This is a genomic window from Streptomyces sp. NPDC004629, from assembly GCF_042873595.1.
GTDB lineage: Bacteria > Actinomycetota > Actinomycetes > Streptomycetales > Streptomycetaceae > Streptomyces.
On record NZ_JBIALO010000003.1, the window covers coordinates 126409 to 147911 of the forward strand.

Below are 21503 nucleotides of genomic sequence, written 5' to 3' on the forward strand. Positions count from 1 at the left end.
GTGGAGAGGGGCCGTAACCCGGCGGGTAATCGAACACGCGGTGACCGGCGGGCATCGGGTGGCCGCCTGCGCGCGCTGCCGAGCCGGGCCTGTGGACGGGCACCGACGGCGTTCCGACGGCCTCCGGCCGCGTCCCGCCGCGTGCGCGGCCGTGGCCCCGGCCGCGTTCCGCCGCGTGCCTCCCGCGCTCCAGCCGCGTGCCGGAGTCACGCAAAGGGCGCCCCCGGGATCTCTCCCGAGGGCGCCCCGTGCCGTGCTGCGGCCGACGTCAGCCGTTCTTGATGCGGTTGGTCAGCTCCGTGACCTGGTTGTAGATGGAGCGACGCTCCGCCATCAGCGCGCGGATCTTGCGGTCGGCGTGCATCACCGTGGTGTGGTCGCGCCCGCCGAACTGGGCGCCGATCTTCGGCAGCGACAGATCGGTCAGCTCCCGGCACAGGTACATGGCGATCTGCCGGGCGGTGACCAGGGCACGACCGCGCGAGGTGCCGCACAGGTCCTCGACCGTCAGACCGAAGTAGTCGGCGGTCGCCGCCATGATGGCCGTCGCGGTGATCTCGGGGGCGGTGTCCTCGCCGCCGGGAATCAGGTCCTTGAGGACGATCTCCGTCAGGCCCAGGTCGACCGGCTGCCGGTTGAGCGAGGCGAACGCCGTCACCCGGATCAGCGCGCCCTCCAGCTCGCGGATGTTGCGGGAGATACGGGAGGCGATGAACTCCAGCACCTCGGGCGGGGCGTTCAGCTGCTCCTGCACCGCCTTCTTGCGCAGGATCGCGATGCGGGTCTCCAGCTCGGGCGGCTGGACGTCGGTGATCAGACCCCACTCGAAGCGGTTGCGCAGCCGGTCCTCCAGGGTGACCAACTGCTTGGGCGGCCGGTCGCTGGAGAGCACGATCTGCTTGTTCGCGTTGTGGAGCGTGTTGAAGGTGTGGAAGAACTCCTCCTGCGTCGACTCCTTGTCCGCGAGGAACTGGATGTCGTCCACAAGAAGGATGTCCATCTCGCGGTAGCGCTTGCGGAAACTGTCGCCCTTGCCGTCGCGGATGGAGTTGATGAACTCGTTGGTGAACTCCTCCGAGCTGACGTACCGCACGCGCGTACCCGGGTAGAGGCTGCGCGCGTAGTGCCCGATGGCGTGCAGCAGGTGCGTCTTGCCGAGCCCCGACTCCCCGTAGATGAAAAGGGGGTTGTACGCCTTCGCCGGTGCCTCGGCGACGGCGACCGCGGCCGCGTGCGCGAAGCGGTTGGACGCGCCGATGACGAACGTGTCGAAGAGGTACTTCGGGTTCAGCCGTGCGGTCGGCTCGCCCGGACCGGTCGCCGGCGCGGGCTGCGCGGCCAGCGGCCCGGGGGCACCCGTCGTCGGCAGGTTCGGGCCCACGGGACCGCCGCGGTGCACCTGGCCGGCGCCGGCCGACGGCTCGGGCAGATCGCGCCGGGCCGGGTCCCGCTGGTCGTAGTCGGGGCGTGATCCTTCGTAGCCCGAGCGCTGCCGCTCGTACGGCGGGCGCTCCCTGCCCTGCGGGCGGTAGTCCTGCCCGGAGCCGTACGCGTCCTGCCCCGAGGTGTAGGAGTCCGGCGACGCATAGGCGTCACGCGCGGACGAACCATAGGAGTCCTGCGGCGGCGACGCGTACGGGTCACGCTCCGGGAAGCCGAGCCGCGGCTGCTGCCAGCCGTACTCGTCCTGGCCCGGCCGCGGCCAGGCGCCGGGTTCGGGCCGCTGGTACTCGGACGGATAGGCGGGGCGGGGGGCGGGCAGCCTGTCCGGCCTGGTGGCGGTCTCGGTGCCCGGCAACTGCTCGGCGCGGTGCTGGCCGTACCCCTCGTACGGGGCCGACGGCAGCTCGGGCTCCTCGTAGCGGGACTTCGGCACCGTCGGCGCGGTCTCCTCGGAACCAGGCGCGCGCCTGGGGGCGGGGGGCCCCGGAGGTTCGCCCGCGGACTCGTCGACGGTGATGGCGATGCGGATCGGGCGGCCGCACTCCCGGCTCAGGGTCTCGCTGACGATCGGCGCCAGCCGGCCCTCCAGCACGCCCTTGGCGAATTCGTTCGGCACGGCGAGCAGCGCGGTGTCCGCGACCAGGGCGAGCGGCTGGCACCGCCGGATCCAGTGCTCGTCCTTCGCCTCGACGCCCTGACCACGGCCCTCCCCGAGGAGTTGCTCCAGCACGCGTGGCCACACTGCGGCAAGATCGGCAGGTACGTCAGCCACAGGGCACGCTCTCTCGCAGGTCCCACGAACGTGTGGTTGTGGGACGGGTCGGGATCTGATCGAGATCTAAAAGGGGTGGTGCGGGGGACAAGGGAACGAATCGGAGTCCCGTCACGGTAGTCAGCGCGGCGGGTGCGGTTCAAGTTGTTGTCCCCAGCCTGTGGATAGTGTCTCTGCGTGACCCCGGGTTTGACCGGATGGCGTAGCCGCGCGTACCGTAACCAGGTCGAGTTGTCGATGGCTGCTGCCGCCTGCCTCCGATGGGCACAGGTCACGTCAGGTGATCGGTAAGCGGTGCACTCGGGCGTCACTGCGAGCTACTCGTAGGCGCACGGTGACAGCCAGGACGGCACCCCGCCACTACCGATTCTTTCTGGAGCCCCCGAGTGAGCAAGCGCACCTTCCAGCCGAACAACCGTCGTCGCGCGAAGACCCACGGCTTCCGGCTGCGTATGCGCACCCGTGCCGGCCGCGCGATTCTCGCGTCCCGCCGTAGCAAGGGTCGCGCCCGTCTGTCCGCCTGATCCCGATCAGGTCATGACGTCGTGCTGCCCACCGAGAACCGGCTGAGGCGGCGCGAGGACTTCGCGACCGCGGTACGACGGGGGCGCCGGGCCGGACGCCCGCTCCTCGTCGTCCACTTTCGTAGCGGTGCCACGGACCCGCACGCGCCCGGGGAGAGCGCTTCCCCGACGCGTGCGGGTTTCGTCGTCAGCAAAGCCGTGGGCGGTGCCGTCGTACGCAACAAAGTGAAGCGCAGACTTCGCCATTTGATGCGCGAGCGAGTCGCCCTGTTCCCCCCCGGTAGCCTGGTAGTCGTACGAGCGCTGCCCGGATCGGGTGACGCAGACCATGCACAGCTGGCCCGAGACCTGGATGCCGCCGTGGGGCGGCTGCTGGGAGGGGGCGCGCGATGAAGTACCCGCTACTGGCTCTGATCAAGCTCTACCAGTGGACGATCAGTCCGCTGCTCGGGCCGGTGTGCAAGTACTACCCGTCGTGTTCCCACTACGGCTACACGGCCATCGACCGGCACGGTGCGATCAAGGGCACGGCACTGACCGCCTGGCGCATCCTGCGGTGCAATCCGTGGTCGCTCGGCGGTGTGGACCATGTTCCGCCGCGCAAGCGCCCGCGGTGGCACGAAATGCTGCGCAGCGCCTGGCGCGCACGCAAGGGCGGGCCCTCCGCCGCCGAACCGGCCACCGAGGCGAAGCTCCCCTCCGGACTTCCCTCAAGCCCGGCCGCAGAGACCTCGTCCCATGCCCAAGGAGCATGATTAGTGGACACGATTGCCAGCCTCTTCAGCTTCATCACCACACCCGTTTCCTGGGTCATCGTCCAGTTCCACACGGTGTACGGCGCCATTTTCGGCCCTGACACCGGGTGGGCCTGGGGCCTGTCGATCGTGTCCTTGGTGATTCTGATCCGTATCTGCCTGATCCCGCTCTTCGTGAAGCAGATCAAGGCGACCCGGGCCATGCAGACGCTGCAGCCCGAGATGAAGAAGATCCAGGAGCGCTACAAGAACGACAAGCAGCGCCAGTCCGAAGAGATGATGAAGCTGTACAAGGAGTCGGGCACCAACCCGCTCTCCTCGTGCCTTCCCATCCTGGCGCAGTCCCCGTTCTTCTTCGCCCTGTACCACGTGCTCAACGGCATCGCGTCGGGCAAGACCATCGGCGTCATCAACGACCAGCTGCTCGCCAGCGCCCAGAAGGCGCATATCGTCGGCGCCCCGCTGGCCGCGAAGTTCACCGACAGCTCGGACAAGGTCGCCGCGCTCGGTGCCTCGCTGACCGACGTCCGCGTCGTCACCGCGATCATGATCGTCCTCATGTCGGCGTCGCAGTTCTACACGCAGCGCCAGCTGATGACGAAGAACGTCGACACCACGGTGAAGACGCCGTTCATGCAGCAGCAGAAGATGCTGATGTACATCTTCCCGGTCATGTTCGCCGTCTTCGGTATCAACTTCCCCGTCGGTGTCCTCGTCTACTGGCTGACCACCAACGTGTGGACCATGGGCCAGCAGATGTACGTCATCCACAACAACCCGACCCCGGGTTCCAAGGCCCAGGCCGCCTACCTGGAGCGCCTGACCAAGCACGTCACGCAGCACGGCAAGATCCGTCGGCGCAGCGAGAAGGCCATCGTCAAGGCGATCGTCACCAAGGGCCGCGACCGCAACGAGCACGAGCGCAAGTTCATCAACGGCCTGAGCAAGGCGGGCCTCGCCGCGCAGAGCGACGGCTCTGTCATCAAGAGCGAGAGCCAGGTCGTCGCCGAGGCCGAGGGCGGCGCGACCACCACCGCTCCCAAACGCCAGCAGCCCAAGCGTCAGAGCAAGGCCCAGCGCCAGTCCGGCAATCCGAAGCAGGCCGGCGACACCGCGCCGACCACGTCGCTGACCAAGTCCGAACAGCCGCAGGACGCCAAGCCCGCAGCCAAGCAGGCCCCTCAGTCGGGCGCCGGCGGCCGCAGCAAGGCCCAGTCCGGTCAGCGCAAGGGTTCACAGCGGCCCAAGTCCCCGTCCAAGAAGTAAGAAGGAGCCCATCCCGTGACGGAAGGCACCACCTCCGCCGCTGCCGAGGGTGCAGACACCCTGACCCGCCTGGAGCAGGAGGGTGAGATCGCGGCGGACTATCTTGAGGGTCTGCTCGACATCGCCGACCTCGACGGCGACATCGACATGGACGTCGAGGCGGACCGCGCCTCCGTGTCGATCATCAGCGAAACGAGCAGCCGCGATCTGCAGAAGCTGGTCGGCCGTGACGGCGAGGTGCTGGAAGCCCTGCAGGAGCTGACCCGCCTGGCCGTGCACCGGGAGACCGGGGACCGCAGTCGGCTGATGCTGGACATCGCGGGCTACCGCGCCAAGAAGCGCGCCGAACTCTCCGAGCTGGGCGCCAAGGCCGCCGCCGACGTCAAGAACACCGGCGAGCCCGTCAAGCTCAAGCCGATGACGCCCTTCGAGCGCAAGGTCGTGCATGACGCGGTCAAGGCCGCAGGGCTGCGCAGCGAGTCCGAGGGCGAGGAACCACAGCGGTTCGTCGTCGTGCTGCCCGCCTGATCGGCCCCTACGTTCCCTCGGCCCCGTCTGTTGCCCAGACGGGGCCGAACTTTGTCAGCCTGGTTCTGTGGTCGGCGCACGGCGTCGACGCTGTACGGAAGGACGGTCCCCGTGACGGAGGCAGCGGATCTCCCCCCTGCGCCCGAACAGGCGCGGGAAGTGTTTGGCGATCGCTTCGCCGATGCGGTCCGCTACGCGGAGCTGCTGGCCGAGGCCGGCGTGCAGCGTGGTCTGATCGGCCCACGGGAAGTGCCCCGCCTGTGGGAGCGACACCTGCTCAACTGTGCGGTGCTCTCCGAGGTCGTCCCCGAAGGGGTCACGGTGTGCGACGTGGGCTCCGGCGCCGGCCTGCCCGGCATTCCCCTCGCGCTCGTCCGGGAGGACCTGAAGATCACGCTGCTGGAGCCGTTGCTCCGCCGTACCAACTTCCTTGCCGAGGTCGTCGAACTGCTGGGGCTGGACCATGTGACCGTCGTCCGTGGCCGGGCCGAGGAGGTCATGGGGAAGCTGCCGCCGGTCCATGTGGTGACGGCCAGGGCGGTCGCCCCGCTGGACCGGCTCGCCACCTGGGGGATCCCCCTGCTGCGCCCGTACGGCCAGATGCTCGCGCTGAAGGGGGACACGGCCGAGGAGGAGCTGAAGGCCACAGGTGCCGCGCTGAGCAAGCTGGGAGCGGTGTCGACCTCCATCCTGCGCGTGGGCGAGGGCCTCGTGGACCCGCTGTCCACCGTCGTGCGGGTCGAGGTCGGGGAGAGTCCCGGCGGTGTGCGTTTCGCGGCCAAGCGAGCGAAGGCAGCCCGTACCGGGCGGGCCCGCAGACGTCGTTGAGGATGTCAGAACGGATGAGTGATGCTGATCCGTCCTGACGACCACCCGTACTCCACACAAGCCTCCAAACCTACGCAACCCGGAGTGTCGCGAAGATAACGGCCGCAGCCGCTGTGCATCGTGTTTCACGTGAAACGTCGCTCACTCCTGCACGGCATCATCAGTCGCGGCCGGGCCGCGGCCGAACCCCGCGACCGCAAGCCTCTGGGGTCACTCGGGGAAACGCCCCCCTCGAAGGACGCTCCGTCCCCCGGTGGGGGCACGGAGTTGTCCACAGAGGTGGATTTCTCCACAGAACACCAGGCCTCACTGGTTCACGACCCCGAAGGCATGGGAGGCTCTGTTCATCGCGAGCCTGAAGTCGAGGAGAGTGAATCCTTGCGGTCCGACGCCAACATCGCGGGACCGATGACCGATCCGGTCCCCGGTCCCCGTACCGAGTCGATGGGGGTGGATGTTTCACGTGAAACACCGCCCCCGATGGACGACACTCCCATCGGTCGTGCTGCCCAATTGGCGGTGGAGGCTCTGGGCCGCACCGGCGAAGGGCTGCCACGGCCCGAGCAGACCCGAGTCATCGTGGTCGCCAACCAGAAGGGTGGCGTCGGTAAGACGACGACGACGGTCAACCTTGCCGCTTCACTCGCTCTGCACGGCGCCCGTGTCCTGGTGGTCGACCTCGACCCCCAGGGCAATGCCTCGACCGCGCTGGGCATCGACCATCACGCCGAAGTGCCTTCCATCTACGACGTGTTGGTCGAGAGTAAGCCGCTGGCGGAGGTGGTGCAGCCGGTCCCCGACGTCGAGGGCCTCTTCTGTGCCCCCGCCACGATCGATCTCGCCGGTGCGGAGATCGAGCTGGTGTCGCTGGTGGCCCGGGAGAGCCGGCTCCAGCGGGCCATCCAGGCGTACGAGCAGCCGCTGGACTACATCCTCATCGACTGCCCGCCGTCCCTCGGCCTGTTGACCGTCAACGCCTTGGTGGCCGGGGCCGAAGTCCTCATCCCCATCCAGTGCGAGTACTACGCGTTGGAGGGACTGGGGCAACTGCTGCGCAACGTCGACCTGGTGCGCGGCCACCTCAACCCCGCCCTGCATGTGTCGACCATCCTGCTCACCATGTACGACGGCCGGACGCGTCTTGCCTCCCAGGTCGCGGAAGAGGTGCGCAGCCACTTCGGCGACGAGGTACTGCGGACGAGCATTCCCCGCTCCGTCCGTATCTCCGAGGCGCCGAGCTATGGGCAGACGGTGCTGACCTACGATCCCGGATCGAGCGGTGCCCTCTCCTATCTTGAGGCGGCACGAGAGATCGCGCTGAAGGGCGTCGGCGTCACCTACGACCCGACGCAGGCCCATATCGGGCCACAGAGCAACCCGAACATGGTGGAGGGGATCCAGTGAGCGAGCGACGGAGGGGGTTGGGCCGCGGACTGGGCGCACTGATCCCTGCTGCCCCGACCGAGAAGAACCCGGCCTCGGCCGCGGTGGGGGGAGCGCCATCGCCGTCCCCCGCCCCGGCCCCGGTGCTGACGACGGACCGGGGGGTGGCCGCGGCGAAGGTGACCACGCTGCCGCCTGTTTCACAGGAAACCGAGGAGCCGTCGGTCTTCAGCGTCACGGAGACGCCCGCCCCGCCGATGGGTGCTCACTTCGCCGAGATCCCCCTCGACTCCATCACGCCGAACCCGCGCCAGCCACGTGAGGTCTTCGACGAGGACGCGCTGCAAGAACTGGTCACCTCCATCAAGGAGGTCGGTCTCCTCCAGCCTGTCGTTGTACGGCAGCTGGGACCCGCCCGCTACGAACTCATCATGGGTGAGCGGCGTTGGCGCGCCTGCCGGGAGGCAGGCCTTGAGGCGATCCCCGCGATCGTGCGGGCGACGGAGGACGAGAAACTTCTCCTGGATGCCCTCCTTGAGAATCTGCATCGTGCCCAGCTGAACCCCCTGGAAGAAGCCGCCGCCTACGACCAGTTGCTCAAGGACTTCAACTGCACGCACGACCAACTGGCCGACCGGATCGGGCGTTCCCGCCCTCAGGTCTCCAACACCTTGCGGCTGCTGAAGCTGTCGCCGGCCGTCCAGCGACGGGTCGCCGCCGGTGTGCTCTCCGCCGGACACGCCCGGGCGCTGCTGTCCGTGGAGGACTCCGAGGAGCAGGACCGACTCGCCCACCGGATCGTGGCCGAGGGGCTTTCCGTACGTGCCGTCGAGGAGATCGTGACCCTGATGGGCTCCCGTCCCCAGACGACTCAGCGGTCCAAGGGGCCCCGGGCCGGGGCCCGTGTCTCGCCGGCACTGAACGAGCTGGCCACCCGTCTCTCGGACCGTTTCGAGACACGGGTGAAGGTCGACCTCGGTCAGAAGAAGGGCAAGATCACAGTCGAGTTCGCCTCCATGGAAGACCTTGAGCGGATCCTCGGCACGCTCGCTCCGGGTGAGGGGCCGGTCTTCCAGCAGGGTCTGCACGACGGGGACCCCGAGGCTGCGGAGGACTGACAGCACGGGCGTCCCTGCCTTTGCCGGACGACGGAGCGGATGGCGTCGGACGAGGAGCGGATCGTGTCCGGTGTGTACCGGAACACGTTCCGCTCTTTGCTTTTTGTCGGTATCGATGCAAACGCATCATGGATACGATGCGTTCGGGTATGGCGCATTCACCTGGCAGCACCTCTCGATGGGAGGCGGGGGCCATGCGAACGGTGAGCCGGACCGGACTGGTGAGCGCGGGCCTCGGACTGGGCGCGTTCGGCGGCTTCGTCGGCAGTCTGCTCAGGGAACGGAGCGCTTTGACAGCCGCTCGCGACGCGGCGGGCGAAGGAAGCGAGGAACAGCCTTCATGGGGCGCCGGCTCGTACCGCTCACGCTGGACAATCTTCAGGATCTTCCCAAGCGCTGTCGCTCGTGTGTCTTCTGGGAACTCGACCCGGTCAGTGGCGAGGCCGCGGTAAGGGCGGGCACGGCCACGGCGGAGAAGGAGGGCTGGATCTCCGCTGTCCTCCTGGACTGGGGATCCTGTGGCCGGGTGGTCTATGTCGACGAGGTGCCGGTCGGCTTCGTGCTCTATGCGCCTCCGGCCTATGTCCCCCGCTCCACGGCGTTTCCGACGAGTCCCGTCTCCCCCGATGCGGTGCAGCTGATGACCGCGTTCATCATGCCCGGCTATCAGGGACAGGGACTGGGCCGAGTGATGGTGCAGACGGTCGCCAAGGATCTGCTGCGCCGAGGGTTCAAGGCGATCGAGGCCTTCGGGGACGCCCGCTGGAAGGAACCCTCCTGCGTCCTGCCCGCCGATCATCTGCTGGCGGTGGGCTTCAAGACGGTACGGCCCCACCCCGCCTACCCGAGAATGCGTCTGGAGCTGCGTACAACGCTGTCGTGGAAGGAAGACGTGGAGATGGCCATCGACCGGCTCCTGGGGGCCGTACAGAAGGAACCAGCGCTTCGGCCGCTCTAGCCGCTCCAGCCGTTCTCTGCATGCCGTCGCTGATGCGGACGCTCTCATGCGAATGGGCCAACCCTTCCGGGTTGGCCCATTCGTGTTTCACGTGAAACATGCCCCGTCGGTGCGACGGCTCAGCCGACTACTCGGCGATGAAGTCCTCAAGGTCGCGGACGATCGCGGCCTTCGGCTTGGCGCCGACGATGGTCTTGGCGACCTCGCCGCCCTGGTAGACGTTCAGGGTCGGGATCGACATGACGCCGTACTTGGCGGCCGTAGCCGGGTTCTCGTCGATGTTGAGCTTGACGATCTCGATCTTGTCGCCGTACTCGGCGGCAATGGCCTCAAGAGACGGAGCGATCTGGCGGCACGGACCGCACCAGGCCGCCCAGAAGTCCACCAGAACGGGCTTGTCGCTCTTGAGGACATCCTCATCGAAGGAGGAGTCGGTCACATTCTTCAGGGTGCCGGCCACGGCGGGCTCCTTAACTTGATCGTGCGGTGGGGCGGAAGGGGTCAGACGGAGGTCTTCTCGGGCTCGGCCTTCTCCTCGTCCGCAAGGGCGGCGAGGAAGCGCTCGGCGTCGAGAGCGGCGGAGCAGCCGGTACCGGCCGCGGTGATCGCCTGTCGGTAGGTGTGGTCGACGACGTCACCGGCGCCGAAGACACCGGTCAGGTTGGTCCGGGTGGAGGGGGCGTCGACCTTCAGATAGCCCTCTCCGTCCAGGTCGAGCTGGCCCTTGAACAGCTCGGTGCGCGGGTCATGTCCGATGGCAATGAACAGACCCGTCACGGGCAGGTCGGACAGCTCGCCCGTCTTGACGTTGCGCAGCTTCAGACCGGAGAGCTTCTGGCCGCCCTGGATCTCGGCGACCTCGCTGTCCCAGACGAACTTGATCTTCGAGTCGGCGAAGGCACGCTCCTGCATCGCCTTGGAGGCCCGCAGAGTGTCCCGGCGGTGGACGATCGTCACCGACCTGGCGAACCGGGAGAGGAAGGTGGCCTCCTCCATCGCGGTGTCACCGCCGCCGATCACGGCGATGTCCTGGTCCTTGAAGAAGAACCCGTCACAGGTGGCGCACCAGGAGACACCCCGGCCGGAGAGCGCGTCCTCGCTCGGCAGGCCCAGCTTGCGGTGCTGGGAGCCGGTGGTGACGATGACGGCCTTCGCCCGGTGGACGGCGCCCGCGGTGTCCGTGACGGTCTTGATCTCACCCGTGAGGTCGACGGAGACGACATCATCCGGCACCAGCTCGGCGCCGAAGCGCTCCGCCTGGGCCCGCATGTTGTCCATCAGCTCGGGACCCATGATGCCGTCGCGGAAACCCGGAAAGTTCTCCACGTCGGTGGTGTTCATCAGCGCGCCGCCGGCGGTGACGGCGCCCTCGAACACCAGGGGCTTCAGCGACGCGCGCGCGGTGTAAAGCGCCGCCGTGTAACCGGCGGGCCCGGAGCCGATGATGATCACGTTACGGACGTCGCTCACGGCTGCATTCCTCGTCTCTGGTCTACGTCAGTTCGACCGGTGGGAGCCCCTCTCAGAACTCTCACCCCACCCAACGGATCCTACGGGGCCCGCATTCCCACTGTGGCCGGGCACACGGGATGTCCCGCAGGAGGGTTGCCTCGGTGGACCGGGACGAACCCCAGCCGCCGAGGAAGACGAACCGCAGGCGCTCAGGAACGGGTGAAGGACTGCTTCCACAGGACGGTGCCCGGCGCCACGGGTTCCCGGTCGACACAGGCCGCGTCGACGACATACGCGTTGACCCGTGTGCTGTCGTCGGCGTCGGGCAGCACGACGAGATAGGCGTCCTTCCCGTCGTACGTCCCCTGCTTGGCGCCGAGGATGTCCGCGTTGCTGTTGATGCCTTGCCGGATACAGTCCGGGACCGGGGCCGATGTGTGGAGCAGGGTGTCCGCGCTTTCGCCGGTACCCGGGGTACGGGACTCCGGCCCGAGTTCCAGCCGTGGCCGCTGGCTGCCGGAGCCGTGCGGGGAGTCCTGCTGTGTGGTGAGGAGGTCGCTCACCTGGCTCTGAAGGCTCTTCTCGGAGAAGGCGTCGGCGGTGGGGGTCTGCCTCCCCTGAGCGGTTGTATCGGGCCTGTCGGTACCGAGGGTCTGGTACAGCAACGAGCCGGCGCCCAGGACCGCAGCCGTGAGGACGGCGCCCATGACGACGGTCCCACGGCGCCCCCGGCGGCGAGCCTTGCGCCCCGGACCGGTCGCCCCATGGGGACGCCCGGCTGGCCGGTCCACCGGAGCCGATGTTTCACGTGAAACATGCGTCTCGGTGCTCTCGTCGGACCCGCTCGGGGATGCGCTCGCCGGGACCGGGCGGGGCAGGGGATCGCCGGGAGCCGTGGCGGCGAGCAGCGCCTCCGCGGCGAGGGAGGCGTCGATCCGGTCGGCCACGTCGGCGGGCATCTGCGGCGGGCCCGGCAGGGTGCCCAACAGCCCGCGGATCTCCTCCAAGGAACGGTGAACATCCGCGCACAGGTCGCAGGCATCCAGGTGCCGCCGTACCTCCGTGGTCCGGAACGGGGGGAGCAGACCTTCACTGAAGTCGGAGATCTCGGCGACGTCCGGGTGCCCGGTCGTATCCGTCAAGGAAGTCATGCTCGCCCACCTCCGCCCTTCACTGCGGCTGAATCGCTGGATCCCGATGGCTGTGGACCGCTGTCCCCAGGGCCCGCTGCCGGTGGGACGGATGTCCCCTCCGACCGGTTCCGTGCCGGATCCGGTTCCCTGTCGTCCCCGGCCTTTTCCCCCCGTAAATGGGAGACCAGGGGAAGGAGTCTGGCTCTGCCACGCGCGCAGCGGCTCTTCACGGTCCCTATGGGCACATCGAGGATCCGGGCGGCCTCGGCGACGGGGTAGCCCTGCATGTCCACCAGGACGAGGGCGGCACGCTGGTCGTACGGAAGCGTTCCCAGAGCCTCCAGGAGCTGCCGGTGCAGATCGTTGCGCTCGGCGGGCGCCGAGGCCGATTCATGCGGCTCCAGCAGTTGTTCCAGCCGCTCGGTGTCGTCGACCGGCGCGGTCTTCCTGGACGCCGCCTTACGGGCGCGGTCCAGGCAGGCGTTCACGGTGATCCGGTGCAGCCAGGTGGTGACGGCCGAGTGCCCACGGAAGGTGTGGGCGGCCCGATAGGCGGAGACGAGGGCGTCCTGGACGGCGTCGGCGGCCTCCTCGCGGTCCCCCAGCGTGCGCAGAGCGACCGCCCAGAGCCGGTCCCGGTGTCGGCGGACCAGCTCCCCGAAGGCGTCGGGATCACCCTTGACGTGCCGGGCGAGCAGATCCTGATCGCTCACTCCGTCGAATCCGCTGCCGTCCGCCATCCGACCCCCTCCGCCTCCGGTGAACGTCAGCCCGCGAACTTCACCTCGGTGATGGCCTGCTTGTATCCGACGCCGCTGTACTCGGCGGGGTCCGGGCCCGAGTAGGGCACCGCGGTGAGCCACACGAGGACGTACTGGGTCTTCAACGGCTTGCCGAGCTTCACCGTGGCGTTGGTGCCGTTCGTGCTGACGCTGCCGATCTTGTCCATGGCGTCGAGCGACGACGGCGTCGGAGAGTCGGACGCGTACAACTCGACGGTGGTGTGATCGCCAGCGTAGCGAAGCCCGAGGGACGCCGTGGAGAGTTCCTTCACCGAGCCGAGGTCGTAGACGATGCCCACGCCCGGCTTGTACGGCGCGATGGGCGGCCCCTTGGTGAAGGTCTTGGTCCGCCAGGTCGTCGAGGTGTCCCCGTCGAATGTCTTGTCGACGTCACCGGGGTGCTGGGCGTCTCCCTTGGCGACGAACTCCTGGGCGCCCTGGATCTTGAGCGCCGTGGCGGGCTTGGGCTTGTCCTTGCTCTTGTCGCCCTCGCCCGTCGTCTGGGTGTTGTTGGTGTCGTCGGACTGGTTGCCCTGGTCCATCAGGGCGTCCGCGAGCTGCCAGCTGCCCAGTCCCAGGGCGGCGATCAGGAGGGCGGAGACCGCCCACTTGAGGGCCTTGCCGGTGCGGCTCTGCAGCGGGGGCGGCGGGGGCTGGACGGGCTGGGTGACGCCGGGGTGCGGCGCGGGGCGGCCGTAGGTGCCCTGTTGGTACGTCGTGCGCTGGTACTCGGGCGGCGCGGTGAATGCCGGCTCCGGCGGGCGGATGCGGGGCATCTCGCCGATCGCCTTCACCAACTCCTCCGGCGTGGTGCACGGCGCCTCGTGCCGGGAGGCGGTGGCGCCGTCGTTGACGAGCGCCCGCATGGCCAGCTCGGACAGGCCGCGGTGGACGCCCGCCCGCACCTGGTCCGGGGCGATCAGACCCACCTGCTTGGGCAGTCCGGACAGACCGTAGGCATCGCTCTCGTACGGCCATCGCTGGGTGAGCGCGGCGTACAGCAGGGCACCGATCGACTCGGTGTCCGTGCGCTGCGGGGTGTCGGAGTCGATGCCGCGCAGCGCGGCGTTCACGGCCAGGCCCCGGATGCGCCACTGGCCGCTGGAGGTGCGCAGCACCGCGTTCGGGTTGAGACGCAGATGGGCAAGGCCCTCGCGGTGGGCCGCGGCCATGGCGGAGGCGACCTGGCTGACCATCTGGTAGGCGTCGTGCGGATCCAGCGGCGTGGCGGACAGCAGCGTGGCCAGCTCGGTGGCGTCCGGCAGCCACTCGTGCACGACGTAGACGAGGTCGTTCTCCTCGACGGCGTCAAGGACCTGCACGAAGCGCGGATCGCCCAGCAGCGCCGAGGAACGAGCGGCGGCCAGCACATTACGGGCCCGCGGATGCCCGGCCGGCAGGATGTGCACGCCGACGGCCCGGCGGAGCTTCTCGTCGACCGCGCGCCAACTGCTGAAGCCGTCCAGACGGGTGACGCACTCTTCGAGACGGTAGCGTCTGGCGAGCTTGTGACCGCTGTGCAACTCAGGAGGCGAGGCCTTCTCCCCGGGGCCTACGGTCCCGTCGCTCCCCTGCGCCTCGTCGTTGTCCGTGTCCCGCTCCGGGTTCTGGGCCACCCCGTCGGCCGTGGACTGGTCCGCCTTGGCGGTCAGCGGCTCGTCGCCGCTGTTGCCTGCCACGTCGACGGCAGCCGTGCTCCGTTCCGCCACCGTCGTTCCCTGCCTCCCCATCCGTTGCACGCTGTCCGACGCCGAAACCAATTGTGCCCACAGTCTGCCGCTATGCACGACACACGGGGGCGCGTGATGGTTGTGCGCGCACCCCGCCTCAGCGTCCCAGACGCCCGCGCACCATGCCCATGAGGGAGTTGATTTCCTCAATGCGCATGCGGCGGGCCGCCACGAAGAAGACACCGAGCAGCAGGGCCCCGCCGGCCAGAAGCGCGAGGAACGAGCCGATGACGCCCTGGCCGAGGGAGTGGCCGATGCCGTAGCAGGCCGCACCGCTGAGCGCGGCGGCCGGTACGGAGGCGATGCACAGCCGCGCGTACGTCCGCAGGACCCGGGCCCCGTCCAGGTCTCCGCCGAGCCGGTTGCGCAGCCGCTTCCAGGCGACGCCCACGCCGATCGCGTACGCGAGACCGTAGGAGGCGGCCATGCCGGCCACGGCCCAGCGGGCGGGCAGCAGGAAGTAACAGGCGGCCGAGGCGCCCGCGTTGACCGCGGCCACGATGACCGTGTTGTAGAAGGGGGTGCGGGTGTCCTCGTAGGCGTAGAAGGCGCGCAGGACGACGTACTGCACGGAGTAAGGGATCAGGCCGAGGCCGAAGGCCATCAGCATGTACCCCATGTTGGTGGCCTCACTGGTGCCCGAGGAGCCGAAGATCAACGTGCACATCGGGATGCCGAGGGCCAGGAAGCCGAACGCGACGGGCACGATCGCCACGGCCGTCGTCCGCAGCCCCTGGGAGATGTCGTCGCGGACGGCGCCCGCGTCGTTCTCGGCGGCCGAGCGCGAGATGCGCGGCAGCAGGGCCGCCATCAGCGAGACGGTGATGATGGCCTGCGGCAGGCCCCAGATCAGCTGGGCGTTGGCGTAGGCGGAAAAACCGGTGCCGTCGACGGGCGAACTCTTGCCGGCCGCGGTGGACAGCTGGGAGACGACGAGCGCGCCCGCCTGGTTGGCGAGGACGAACAGGATGGTCCACTTGGCGAGCGTGGCGGCCTTGCCGAGGCCGTGGCCGCGCCAGTCGAACCGCAGCCGCAGCCGGAAACCGGTCTCCCGCAGGTACGGGATCATCGCCAGGGCCTGGACGACCAGGCCGAGCACCACACCGATGCCGAGCAGACGCTCGCCCTCCGGCGGGATGTTCGTGACCTTCATTCCGGAGTTCGCCGCGGTGCCGTACACCCAGATGAACATGCCGAGCGTCACGATGATGACGATGTTGTTCAGGACCGGGGTCCACATCATCGCGCCGAACTTGCCGCGCGCGTTGAGGATCTGACCCATCACCACGTGGATGCCCATGAAGAAGATCGAGGGCAGGAAGTAGCGGACGAAGGTGACGCCGACCTCGTTGGCGGCCGGGTCGCTCGCCACCGAGTCCGACAGCAGGCGGATCAGGATCGGAGCGCCGACGACCGCGAGCACCGTGAGCGCGCCGAGCGCCACCATCACCAGGGTCAGCAGACGGTTGGCGTAGGACTCGCCGCCGTCCTCGTCCTCCTTCATGGCGCGCACGAGCTGCGGCACGAAAACGGAGTTGAGGCCGCCGCCGACGGTCAGGATGTAGATCATCGTCGGCAACTGGTAGGCGACCTGGAAGGTGTCGCCGAGCAGACCGACGCCCAGCGCGGACACGATCAGCGCGGAGCGGATGAATCCGGTGAGACGGGAGACCATGGTGCCCGCCGCCATCACGGCGCTCGACTTCAGCAGACCGGAAGCACGCCCGCCCTTCTTCGCGGCGGGTGCGGCTGCGGGCTCGGGCGCGGGGGCCGCTGCCGGGGTGGGCGCGGTGGGAGCGGCATCCGTCGGCGCGGGCGCGCCGGCCGCGGGCGGTGCCTGCTGATACTGCGCCTGTTGGTACGGCGCCTGCTGGTACTGCCCCGCCTGGTGGGGATCCGCGGGGGACTGGGCCCCCTGATATTGGTTCCCCTGATATTGGTTCTCCTGGAACTGAGTCCCTTGGAACTGGGTCCCCTGGTACGGGCCCGCCGGGTACTGCGCGGCGGGGTGCGGGGTGCCGGGGTTCAGGTTCCCGGGGTGCGGGGCCGCCTCCGGGTACTGCCCCACCGGGGCCTGCCCGCCGCCCGGGCCGGGCCCGGCCGAAGACTCCATGGGCGGCTGTCCGCCGCCCTGCTGCTGGTCCCGGAAGAGGTGAGCGAAGGCGTCCGGCTCGTGGTGCTCCTCGCCAGAGTGGGTGACGAGGTCGTCCACGCCCACGTACTGGGTCGTACGCGGGTCGTCGCCGTACGGCAGGTGCTGGGTGGGTCCGGCCGGCTCGGGCGCCGGGGTCTGGGCCCACACGTGCGGGTCGGGGGCGTAGGGCGACTGGGCCGGCCGGCCGTACAGCGGCTGCTGCGGATAGGTTCCCGGGGGCGGCGGGGGGTGCGCGGCCCGGTCGTAGAGCGCCTCGCCGACCGGGTCCTGGGCGGTGAGGTCCTGCGCGCGGTAGGGGTCCTGTTCGTAGGCGTCCTGGAGATACATGTCCGCCGCGTGCTGCGGCGGCACCTGGCCCGGCTCGGGCGGCGGCTCGGGGTAGCCCGAGCCGGCCGCGCCCTGGCCGCGGTCACCGTCGTACGGCGCGTTCATGGTTACCCCACCTCATCGTCCCCGGGCCGACCGGCCACGACATCGCTCAACGGTCCACTCTCTCACCCGTCGCGGACGGGTCGACGCTTTCCGATGCGGTGTCCGGTGTCGGGTCACTCGGCTGCTCTGGCTCGGATGCCCCGGAACGGGTCTCGGACTCCTTCTGGAGACGCTCCGAAGGGCCTTCGGGGTTCTCCGGCCCCTCGGGATCGTCCGGCCCGTCGGGGTCCTCCCCCGGGGTGTCCGGGCCGTCCTCCTCGGCCTGCCGGGCGGCGGCGCGCTTGCGCTGCGTGTACATCCGGAAGCCGGCGAGGACGAGGAGCAGCACGCCGCCGCCGATGACCAGCATCACGGTGGGCGTGACCTCGGTGACCTTCACGTCGAAGCTGACCGGGGCGCCGTAATCCTGGCCGTCCTCCGTGTACAGCTGGGCGATGACGGTCACCCGGCCGTTGGCATTGGCCGAGGTGGTGAACTTCACGGACTGGCTGTGCCCGCCGGAGACGTCGACGGGCTGTTCCGCGTAGGCCTTGCCGCCGACGCTGAGGCGGGTCGGCATGGTCGAGGTGAGCCGCAGCACCAGGTGGTCGACGCCCTGCACCAGGTTGTTCTGAACGGTGACCGGGATGGTGGCGCTGCGGCCGGAGAGCTTCATCTCCGACTTGTCGATCAGTTTGACCTGTTCGGTCAGGTGGTTGAGCCAGCCCTCCACTCCCTGCCGGAAGCCGTCCGCCCCGCGGCCCCTGCCCCGCCAGGACGTGGCCATCTCGCGGTTTATGGCCCGCCCGAAGGGGGTCACCGCGCGGGACTCGTCGGAGAGGACCACCTGGAAGTTGTCGAGCTTGTCCTGCGTCCGCGCGATCTGCTCGAAGACCGTCCGCGGCAGTTCCTTCTTGCGGAGCGAGGAGGGATAACCGGACCGCGAGGGGATCTTCGTGGTGGCGGCGGGGTCGGGCTTGGCCTTGGCGGCGGCGGTGAGGTCCTGGGACTGGGACCAGTTCCCGCCCTCCAGCGCCGTGATTGCCTGGGCCATCGCCCGGGCCTGGCTCGCGGTCGGCATGCGCTGCGGGGCGACGACGATGCTGCGCTGCTGGTTGGTCTGGGTGTTGAGCGCGAGGCTCTGCGCGAGGAACTTCTGCACGGCGAGGGTGGTCGGGCCCGCCGCCGTCAGGTCGCCCTCGAACGCCGTGGACAGCCGTGTGTCGGCCACGACGGCCGTGGTGCCGCCGCCGACCGGACGGGCCGCGGAGGGCGTGTAGGGCAGCCCACCGGTCTCCTGAAGGCTGTCGCTGCGGGCGATCACCTTGTCCGCGCCCGCGGAGGTGGCCACCTTGATGATCGACGGGTCCACGGCGCCTTCCACCGGCCAGGCGAAGTCGGTGCTCGGTGTGATGTGGAGCACCGTCTGGACCGTGGTGGCGGCGACGTCCGTGGCGTCCTTGAGGTGGCTGAGCGAGCCCGTGACGCTGGTGCCGTTGTGGGCGAGGGAGGCCAGATCCGGGTCGGCGAAGGGCAGGGCGACGACCTGCTTGCCGGCCACCGCCTTCTGCAGGTCCGCGAGGAACTGCTTGGCCAGTGCCTGGTGCGTGCCGGCCGTCGTCGTGTCGCCCTCGCCCTGGATCTGGTAGTTGCGGGTCATCGCGTCCACCGTGGCCAGCAGGTCCGGGTCGATCACCCAGGTGACGTCGAGTCCCGTGCCGAGCGCCAGCATCTGGGACAGCCGGCCGCCGGGGGAGATCTCCTTGGCGAGGTCGTCATTGAGGAAGACCGGCGTCTGGTGTTCACCGGGACCGGTCTGCGCCGTCATACGGACGGTGGAGATCAGCGGCCACAGGAACGTCGTCTTCGTGCGGGTGCCGGCCTCCGCCGGCTGCCAGGGCAGGAAGGTCCGCCGGATGCCCAGCACCTGCTCCCAGGGCTGGGCGGAGGTCTGACCCGAGAGCGAGACGTCGAACTCGTAGACGCCGTCCTGACCGAGGTCGAGCTGGTCGACCGGTACGGAGATGCTGAAGTGCTCGGAGACTCCCGGAGAGAGCTTGTCGAAGGTCTCCACGTACTTGCCGCCCACCTCGGCGGCGAAGACACCCTGGGGGTCGGAGGACCGCCGGGCGGTGCTGTCGACGGCCGAGCGGGTGGTCAGCAGCGGGCCCACCCGGACTCCCACATGGGCGTCGGTGACCGCCTGCTTGCCCTGGTTGGTCACCGTGCCCGACACGGTCAGTGTGTCCCCTTCGGCGGGGGCGCTGGGCGTGAGGGAGTCCACAGAGACGGATACGGTGCCCGAGGTGGCCGCCTGTGCGGGCGCCGCCGTGGGCAGCAGGAACGCACCCGCCAGCAGGGGCACACCGGCGAGCAGCGCCCCGGTGCGCCGCAGCCACCGACGGGCAGGTGAGGGAGCCGTCCCCTGGAAGTCTGCCGCCTCGGCCACGCGCTCGCCCGTCCCTCGTCGTCGTCAGTGGTCGTCCCAATGTGCGTCCACGCATGGTAACGATGCCCGCTGAGGGGAAGTGCCGCGGTCCGCCTCACAAGATCGGCGACGGTGACGGTCCGTCCGGCATGCTCGGTATCGGGCGGAAAGCGCGAGTGCACCGTGATGGCAGCGCTTGCACAGATACGGACGGAGATGTTCGCCCGTGCTTAATGGAGGCGCTTCCGGTGGTCAGGGCCACGTACCCTCTTCTGTTGTGCCGAACGCCAACGAAGACTCTCCTACTGCCCTGAGCCAGGCGCAGCAGCGCGCGGTGAGCGAACTGCTGCGGGTGGCCCCGGTCGCCGACGATCTCGCCCGCCGTTTCCAGGAGGCCGGGTTCTCGCTCGCCCTGGTCGGCGGCTCGGTGCGGGACGCGCTGCTCGGCCGGCTCGGCAATGATCTGGACTTCACCACCGACGCCCGTCCCGAGGACGTACTCAAGATCGTGCGGCGCTGGGCGGACGCCGTCTGGGAGGTCGGGATCGCCTTCGGCACGGTCGGTGCGCAGAAGGACGGCTACCAGATCGAGGTGACCACCTACCGGTCGGAGGCGTACGACCGCACCTCGCGCAAGCCGGAGGTGTCCTACGGCGACTCCATCGAGGCGGATCTCGTCCGGCGTGACTTCACGGTCAATGCGATGGCCGTGGCCCTGCCGGAGAAGGAGTTCATCGACCCGCACGGCGGCCTTGCGGATCTCGCGGCCCGTCTGCTGCGCACGCCGGCTACGCCCGAGGACTCCTTCTCCGACGATCCGCTGCGGATGTTGCGGGCCGCCCGCTTCGCCGCCCAGCTCGACTTCGAGGTGGCCCCCGAAGTCGTCACGGCGATGAAGGAGATGGCCGGCCGTATCGAGATCGTCTCGGCCGAGCGCGTCCGGGACGAGCTGAACAAGCTGATCCTGTCCGCGAACCCACGCAAGGGCCTGTCGCTGCTGGTCGACACCCACCTTGCCGACCATGTGCTGCCCGAGGTGCCGGCTCTTCGCCTGGAGCGCGACGAGCACCACCGGCACAAGGACGTCTACGACCACACGCTGATCGTCCTGGAGCAGGCGATCGCACTGGAGGAGGACGGGCCCGACCTGACGCTCCGGCTGGCCGCGCTGCTCCATGACATCGGCAAGCCCCGCACCCGTCGGTTCGAGAAGGACGGCCGGGTCTCGTTCCATCACCACGAGATGGTCGGGGCGAAGATGACCAAGAAGCGGATGACGGCGCTGAAGTACTCCAACGACCTGGTCAAGGATGTCTCACGTCTGGTCGAGCTGCATCTGCGCTTCCACGGCTATGGCACCGGAGAGTGGACCGACTCGGCGGTCCGTCGCTATGTCCGCGACGCGGGGCCCCTTCTCGACCGTCTGCACAAGCTGACCCGTTCCGACTGCACCACCCGGAACAAGCGGAAAGCGGTGGCACTGTCGCGGGCGTACGACGGTCTGGAGGATCGCATCGCGCAGCTTCAGGAGCAGGAGCAGCTCGATGCGATCCGGCCGGACCTGGATGGCAACCAGATCATGGAGATCCTGGGAGTCGAGCCCGGCCCGGTCGTCGGCAAGGCGTACAAGCATCTGCTGGAGCTTCGGCTGGAGAACGGCCCGATGGAGTACGACGCGGCCGTTGCGGCGCTCAAGGAGTGGTGGGCCGAGCAAGGCTGAGACCGTGAGCTGAGGCTGTGAAACGAGGTCATGTTTCACGTGAAACATGACCGGGTCTGGAACCGCCGAGGGGCGATGTTTCACGTGAAACATCGCCCCTCGGTCGTCGGATCGCCC

At 69.1% G+C, this 21503-nt stretch carries 18 protein-coding genes; 10 read left to right on the forward strand and 8 right to left on the reverse strand.

The window, feature by feature from the left end; translation table 11 throughout:
* Positions 1 to 268: 268 nt before the first annotated feature.
* Positions 269 to 2215 carry a chromosomal replication initiator protein DnaA gene (gene dnaA, locus ACFYTE_RS05860; protein WP_388705426.1) on the reverse strand — a complete coding sequence of 649 codons (1947 nt, stop codon included), beginning with the start codon at positions 2213 to 2215 and terminating at the stop codon, positions 269 to 271.
* 386 nt (positions 2216 to 2601) lie between these two features.
* Here dnaA and rpmH point away from each other — a divergent pair, with 386 nt between their 5' ends.
* The 9 genes from rpmH to ACFYTE_RS05905 all read left to right on the forward strand — a co-directional run bounded on the left by rpmH (position 2602) and on the right by ACFYTE_RS05905 (position 9575).
* A complete protein-coding gene (gene rpmH, locus ACFYTE_RS05865; RefSeq protein WP_003956500.1) occupies positions 2602 to 2739 on the forward strand; it encodes a 50S ribosomal protein L34 in 138 nt (45 codons plus the stop codon).
* A gap of 21 nt (positions 2740 to 2760) precedes the next feature.
* Entirely contained in the window at positions 2761 to 3132 is a 372-nt protein-coding gene (rnpA, locus tag ACFYTE_RS05870) for a ribonuclease P protein component (protein ID WP_388705429.1), read from the forward strand.
* Complete coding sequence (gene yidD, locus ACFYTE_RS05875; RefSeq protein WP_388705432.1) at positions 3129 to 3494, forward strand: membrane protein insertion efficiency factor YidD; 366 nt, start codon at positions 3129 to 3131, stop codon at positions 3492 to 3494. Before rnpA ends, yidD begins: the two co-directional genes overlap by 4 nt.
* Positions 3495 to 3497: 3 nt before the next feature.
* Entirely contained in the window at positions 3498 to 4760 is a 1263-nt protein-coding gene (gene yidC / locus ACFYTE_RS05880; protein ID WP_388705435.1) for a membrane protein insertase YidC, read from the forward strand.
* A 15-nt stretch (positions 4761 to 4775) separates the two neighbouring features.
* Entirely contained in the window at positions 4776 to 5288 is a 513-nt protein-coding gene (locus ACFYTE_RS05885; RefSeq protein ID WP_388705438.1) for a protein jag, read from the forward strand.
* A gap of 111 nt (positions 5289 to 5399) precedes the next feature.
* Positions 5400 to 6116 (forward strand): 16S rRNA (guanine(527)-N(7))-methyltransferase RsmG, encoded by a 717-nt coding sequence (gene rsmG, locus ACFYTE_RS05890; protein ID WP_388705441.1) that lies wholly within the window; start codon positions 5400 to 5402, stop codon positions 6114 to 6116.
* Positions 6117 to 6446: 330 nt separating this feature from the next.
* On the forward strand, positions 6447 to 7520 hold the full coding sequence (locus ACFYTE_RS05895) for a ParA family protein (protein ID WP_388705444.1): 1074 nt from the start codon (positions 6447 to 6449) through the stop codon (positions 7518 to 7520).
* Positions 7517 to 8617 (forward strand): ParB/RepB/Spo0J family partition protein, encoded by a 1101-nt coding sequence (locus ACFYTE_RS05900; protein WP_388705447.1) that lies wholly within the window; start codon positions 7517 to 7519, stop codon positions 8615 to 8617. Before ACFYTE_RS05895 ends, ACFYTE_RS05900 begins: the two co-directional genes overlap by 4 nt.
* A 340-nt stretch (positions 8618 to 8957) precedes the next feature.
* Positions 8958 to 9575 carry a GNAT family N-acetyltransferase gene (locus tag ACFYTE_RS05905; RefSeq protein ID WP_388705449.1) on the forward strand — a complete coding sequence of 206 codons (618 nt, stop codon included), beginning with the start codon at positions 8958 to 8960 and terminating at the stop codon, positions 9573 to 9575.
* Positions 9576 to 9702: 127 nt separating this feature from the next.
* Here ACFYTE_RS05905 and trxA read toward each other — a convergent pair whose 3' ends face one another.
* From trxA to ACFYTE_RS05940, 7 genes are all read right to left on the reverse strand, one after another.
* The gene (gene trxA / locus ACFYTE_RS05910; protein ID WP_359292413.1) at positions 9703 to 10035 is read right to left on the reverse strand and encodes a thioredoxin; all 333 of its coding nucleotides are present in this window, start codon (positions 10033 to 10035) and stop codon (positions 9703 to 9705) included.
* A gap of 41 nt (positions 10036 to 10076) precedes the next feature.
* Positions 10077 to 11045: a thioredoxin-disulfide reductase gene (gene trxB / locus ACFYTE_RS05915; RefSeq protein WP_388705452.1), complete on the reverse strand. Its 969-nt coding sequence runs from the start codon at positions 11043 to 11045 to the stop codon at positions 10077 to 10079.
* Positions 11046 to 11236: 191 nt separating this feature from the next.
* The gene (locus ACFYTE_RS05920; RefSeq protein WP_388705454.1) at positions 11237 to 12178 is read right to left on the reverse strand and encodes an anti-sigma factor family protein; all 942 of its coding nucleotides are present in this window, start codon (positions 12176 to 12178) and stop codon (positions 11237 to 11239) included.
* Complete coding sequence (sigM, locus tag ACFYTE_RS05925) at positions 12175 to 12900, reverse strand: RNA polymerase sigma factor SigM (RefSeq protein ID WP_388705456.1); 726 nt, start codon at positions 12898 to 12900, stop codon at positions 12175 to 12177. Before sigM ends, ACFYTE_RS05920 begins: the two co-directional genes overlap by 4 nt.
* Before the next feature lie 26 nt (positions 12901 to 12926).
* Positions 12927 to 14651, reverse strand: a complete 1725-nt coding sequence (locus ACFYTE_RS05930; RefSeq protein ID WP_388705458.1) for a protein kinase family protein — start codon at positions 14649 to 14651, stop codon at positions 12927 to 12929.
* Between the two features lie 118 nt (positions 14652 to 14769).
* Complete coding sequence (murJ, locus tag ACFYTE_RS05935) at positions 14770 to 17259, reverse strand: murein biosynthesis integral membrane protein MurJ (RefSeq protein WP_388705460.1); 2490 nt, start codon at positions 17257 to 17259, stop codon at positions 14770 to 14772.
* Positions 17260 to 17305: 46 nt separating this feature from the next.
* Positions 17306 to 19687: a DUF6049 family protein gene (locus ACFYTE_RS05940; RefSeq protein WP_388705463.1), complete on the reverse strand. Its 2382-nt coding sequence runs from the start codon at positions 19685 to 19687 to the stop codon at positions 17306 to 17308.
* Positions 19688 to 19943: 256 nt separating this feature from the next.
* Here ACFYTE_RS05940 and ACFYTE_RS05945 point away from each other — a divergent pair, with 256 nt between their 5' ends.
* Positions 19944 to 21386: a CCA tRNA nucleotidyltransferase gene (locus ACFYTE_RS05945; RefSeq protein WP_388705465.1), complete on the forward strand. Its 1443-nt coding sequence runs from the start codon at positions 19944 to 19946 to the stop codon at positions 21384 to 21386.
* Positions 21387 to 21503 lie beyond the last annotated feature (117 nt).

Coding starts and splice junctions, on each gene's coding strand:
- yidD (WP_388705432.1), top strand. CDS start 3,129: ATGAAGTACCCGCTACTGGCTCTGATCAAGCTCTACCAGTGGACGATC.
- ACFYTE_RS05895 (WP_388705444.1), top strand. CDS start 6,447: ATGGGAGGCTCTGTTCATCGCGAGCCTGAAGTCGAGGAGAGTGAATCC.
- ACFYTE_RS05905 (WP_388705449.1), top strand. CDS start 8,958: ATGGGGCGCCGGCTCGTACCGCTCACGCTGGACAATCTTCAGGATCTT.
- ACFYTE_RS05920 (WP_388705454.1), bottom strand. CDS start 12,178: ATGACTTCCTTGACGGATACGACCGGGCACCCGGACGTCGCCGAGATC.
- sigM (WP_388705456.1), bottom strand. CDS start 12,900: ATGGCGGACGGCAGCGGATTCGACGGAGTGAGCGATCAGGATCTGCTC.
- murJ (WP_388705460.1), bottom strand. CDS start 17,259: ATGAACGCGCCGTACGACGGTGACCGCGGCCAGGGCGCGGCCGGCTCG.